The organism is Mesorhizobium sp. M1182 (genome assembly GCF_040318335.1).
GTDB lineage: Bacteria > Pseudomonadota > Alphaproteobacteria > Rhizobiales > Rhizobiaceae > Mesorhizobium.
Genome location: NZ_JAMYMD010000068.1, coordinates 1 through 3,545 on the forward strand (window position 1 = coordinate 1; position 3,545 = coordinate 3,545).

A 3,545-nucleotide genomic window follows, 5' to 3' on the forward strand; every position below is an offset into this window, starting at 1 on the left:
GGCCCAGGATGCGCTGCCGTCGGGTCGGGATCTGGCGTCGCAATCGACGCTGTGCCGGCTGGAGAACCTACCCGGCGTGCGGGAGCTGGTCGCGATGGGACGGGCGATGGTCGATCTCTATTGCGCCTCGTTCCGGCAGGTGCCGAAGCGGATCGTACTCGACATTGACGACACCTTCGACGCTGTGCACGGAGGCCAACAGCTTCGCCTGTTCAATGCCCACCATGACGAGTACGGCTTCCAGCCGATCGTCGTGTTCGATGGTGCGGGACGGTTCGTCAGCGCGATCCTGCGACCGGCCAAGCGGCCGAGTGGGGCTGAGATCCGCCCCCACCTGCGCCGTCTGGTGCGGGCGATCCGGATCAACTGGCCGAACATTCGAATCCTGTTCCGCGGCGATAGCCATTATTGCAACCCGCAGGTCATCGACTGGTGCCGCGCCAACGACGTCGACTTCATCTTTGGCCTCGCGCCCACCACGACCCTGCGCAAGCATGTCGCGGATCTGGAGGCCAGCACGACGGCGCGCTTCGAAGCGTCGGCCAAGACAGGCAAGGTCCGCAGGTTCAAGGAGTTCGTTGACGGCGCCCGCGGCGCGGCCGGGCCGGCAGCACTCAGGCGACTATAACGGGCGCAGAGCCGACCCTGCGGCTTCCAGACATTGTCGTGTACAGCTTCAGACCCTCAAGCCGAGCCCGCAGGGCCTCGCTTACCTTTTACGGGGCGGCGGTACGTCCAAGCCGCTTCAACAGTTAAGAATTTCGCAAAGACGATACCCCCGGATCGTCGAGCTTCCGCTGCCACTTCCCGCATTCGCCGAGGCGGTCAATGACCCGCCCTTCACAATAGTTATCCGGCAAGCATCTGGATGCGAGAGATAATGTTGCCGGAGGCATCTCTCATGGCTTCTACACCTGCCTGAACGCCAGAACCGCGTTCGTGCCGCCAAAGGCGAAGGAGTTGCTCAGTGCCACGCGCACCTTGCGCTCGCGTGCCACATTGGGCGTGACGTCGAGATCGCAATCGGGGTCCAGCTCACGATAATTGGCAGTCGGCGGCACGACGCTCTCGCGGATAGCCATCACGCAGGCGATCAACTCGAGCGCGCCGGACGCGCCGAGGCAATGCGCGTGCATGGACTTGGTAGAAGAAATGGACATTGAGAAGGCGTGCTGACCGAAGACGCGCTTGATCGCCGCCGTCTCGATCTGGTCGTTGGCCTTGGTGCCGGTGCCGTGCGCGTTGAGATAGTCGACATCCTCGGCGTCCAGCCTGGCATCGGCAAGGCAGGCCCGCATTGCTGCCTCCGGCCCCTCGACAGTCGGCGCGACGATGTCGGACGCATCGGCGGAAAGGCCGGCACCGGCAATTTCGGCAAGGATGGTGGCGCCCCGAGCCAGGGCATGCTCGTAGCTTTCCAGCACCGCCATGCCGGCGCCTTCACCAAGCGACAGGCCCTGGCGATCGGCCGAGAATGGCCGGCAAGTATCGGGCGAAAGCACGCGGATCGCTTCCCATGCCTTCAGCACACCCCATATGAGCGGCGCTTCGCTGCCGCCGGCAAGCATCACGTCGGCCCGGCCGAGCCTGATCTGGTCCACCGCGCAGGCAATCGCATGGTTTGCCGAGGAACAGGCGGACGTGACGCCGAAGACCGGCCCGCGCAGACCAAGACTCATGCTGACCTGGCCGGCAGCGGCACCCGGCATCGCCTTGGGTACAGTCAAGAGAGCGGCACGCTTACCGCCCAGAAGGATGGCGCGGTAGGTTTGCTCGATCGCATCCCACCCGCAGCCGCCAACGCCCACCGTCGCACCGAAGCGATAGCTATTTCCCTCTTTGGAGGAAAGTCCGGCCTGACGCATGGCTTCGCGCGCCGCAAGCACAGCGAGCAGGCTGAAGCGGTCCATGGAGATGAGTTGCTTGCCGTCGATGTCATGCTCCGGCAGCGCCTTGATCTCGGCACCGATCCTGACCCTCAATTCATGGAGCTCGGAGTTGACGATTGGGCCGATGGCGGAGCGGCCTTCTCGCATCTCTGTCCAAATGGCGGCGGCGTTGGTCCCAAGCCCGCAAATACCGCCAATCCCAGTAATCACGACGCGCCTGTCCATTCACACCCCCTTGGCGAGCAAGCTGCGCACGGCTTCCACCATGTCCCCAACATTCTGGAGATCCGACCATGCCTCGGCCGTATTCATCTCGATCTGGATGCCGTAGGCCTGCTCCAGGTCCCAGAGAACGTCCGCCAATCCCAGTGAATCGATACCGAGCGAAGTCAGTCCCGTGGCAGCCGTTATCTCGCCGCCTGTGGCAGGCGCTATGCCGCCCTCCGACGCGGCGCGCTTCTTGATAATGGCGATTATTTCGTTGGCGAGTTGATCTGCCATCTTGTTCCTTTCCAGCTTGCGTTTTCGGCGTCGTTCAAAACCCGAGTCGCGTCGCGTTGCCAAAATTGCCCCTCATAGAGCCTGTGCGACCGACCAAGCCCAATGCCCATAGGAACCGGACGAGTTCCGGCTTCTGCGGCGTCAGCCCGATGACGAAGAACAGTCGCCGGCCTCCCGCTTTTGCGCCAGCACATCAAGAATCTGCGTGTAAATGGATAGGAACCGTCGTCAAACGTCAGCTAAACGCTGCGACGGTGGGTGCTGTCAGCGTATTCACTCGGCACCTCATATGTAATCGAGATGTTTCATAGCTCCGGACCAGTTGCGATCAACTATTGTACCGGTCCGCCATTCGTCGGAGAGTTCGACATGATCGGAGCGCTGCCTCTCATTCCCAGTACAATCTCCACCGCATGCGACAGATTTCCTCTTTCGGGCTCTTCTCATGGGACTCGCCACGCGATAGAGGCAGTGATCGGCGCACGTGAGGTCCTGCCAAGTCCATGCGACATTCCGGAAAATTGGTAAAATCGTTTGTTTCAATCAAATGCATCCACGCTATGGATAGCTAAGACATGCGTTTCAAAGGGCTCGATCTGAATCTTCTCGTCGTTCTCGACGCGCTGCTGAGCGAGCGCGGCCTCACGGCGGCGGCACGCCGCATCAACCTAACCAAATTCATGGGGGTTGGTGGATGTGGCGCAAGCCGTTGAAATGACGTAGGATTTGGTTGCTTAAGCCGATCCGAACCATTTCCCGGAGACCACACCCACCATGAACGATCTTGCGCTGCCGCTGAGCGGTTTGTCATCAGTCGGCGGCAAGTCCGTCGTCGCCCGTTTCGACGGCGGCATGCTGTCGTCCAACAGCGGCGTTCTGGCCTTGGCCGAGGTGGAAAAGCGGTTGCGGGTGGCCGAGCGTCTGGCGCGTTGCATCGACGATCCGCGCTGCCCGGACCAGGTCGTCCACAGCCTGGCGGACATGATCGGCTTTCGCATGAAGATGATCGCCGCCGGCTACGAGGACGGCAACGACGCCAACCGGCTGCGCCGCGATCCGGTCTTCAAGATGGCCCAGGATGCGCTGCCGTCGGGTCGGGATCTGGCGTCGCAATCGACGCTGTGCCGGCTGGAGAACCTACCCGGCGTGCGGGAG

Annotated in this window: 3 protein-coding genes and 3 pseudogenes; 4 read left to right on the forward strand and 2 right to left on the reverse strand. The window is 62.2% G+C overall.

Annotated elements, in window-relative coordinates; all coding sequences use genetic code 11:
• Window positions 1-589 (forward strand): annotated as a pseudogene (locus NKH33_RS32990) (transposase); the annotation flags it as partial.
• Window positions 590-757: 168 nt separating this feature from the next.
• Window positions 758-922, forward strand: a pseudogene (locus NKH33_RS32995) (LysR family transcriptional regulator); the annotation flags it as partial.
• Here NKH33_RS32995 and NKH33_RS33000 read toward each other — a convergent pair.
• Both NKH33_RS33000 and NKH33_RS33005 read right to left on the reverse strand, forming a co-directional pair.
• The gene (locus NKH33_RS33000) at window positions 909-2,114 is read right to left on the reverse strand and encodes a beta-ketoacyl-[acyl-carrier-protein] synthase family protein (RefSeq protein WP_352453892.1); all 1,206 of its coding nucleotides are present in this window, start codon (window positions 2,112-2,114) and stop codon (window positions 909-911) included. The pseudogene NKH33_RS32995 and the gene NKH33_RS33000 overlap by 14 nt on opposite strands.
• On the reverse strand, window positions 2,115-2,390 hold the full coding sequence (locus tag NKH33_RS33005; RefSeq protein WP_352458906.1) for an acyl carrier protein: 276 nt from the start codon (window positions 2,388-2,390) through the stop codon (window positions 2,115-2,117). It abuts the gene before it with no gap.
• 575 nt (window positions 2,391-2,965) lie between these two features.
• Here NKH33_RS33005 and NKH33_RS33010 point away from each other — a divergent pair.
• Window positions 2,966-3,067 (forward strand): annotated as a pseudogene (locus NKH33_RS33010) (LysR family transcriptional regulator); the annotation flags it as partial.
• Between the two features lie 97 nt (window positions 3,068-3,164).
• The coding region (locus NKH33_RS33015) for a transposase (protein ID WP_352923713.1) at window positions 3,165-3,545 on the forward strand (381 nt) is incomplete at its 3' end.

Bases quoted from the DNA above. Each gene is read 5' to 3' on its own strand.
- NKH33_RS33005 (WP_352458906.1), bottom strand. From the start codon at position 2,390: ATGGCAGATCAACTCGCCAACGAAATAATCGCCATTATCAAGAAGCGC.
- NKH33_RS33000 (WP_352453892.1), bottom strand. From the start codon at position 2,114: ATGGACAGGCGCGTCGTGATTACTGGGATTGGCGGTATTTGCGGGCTT.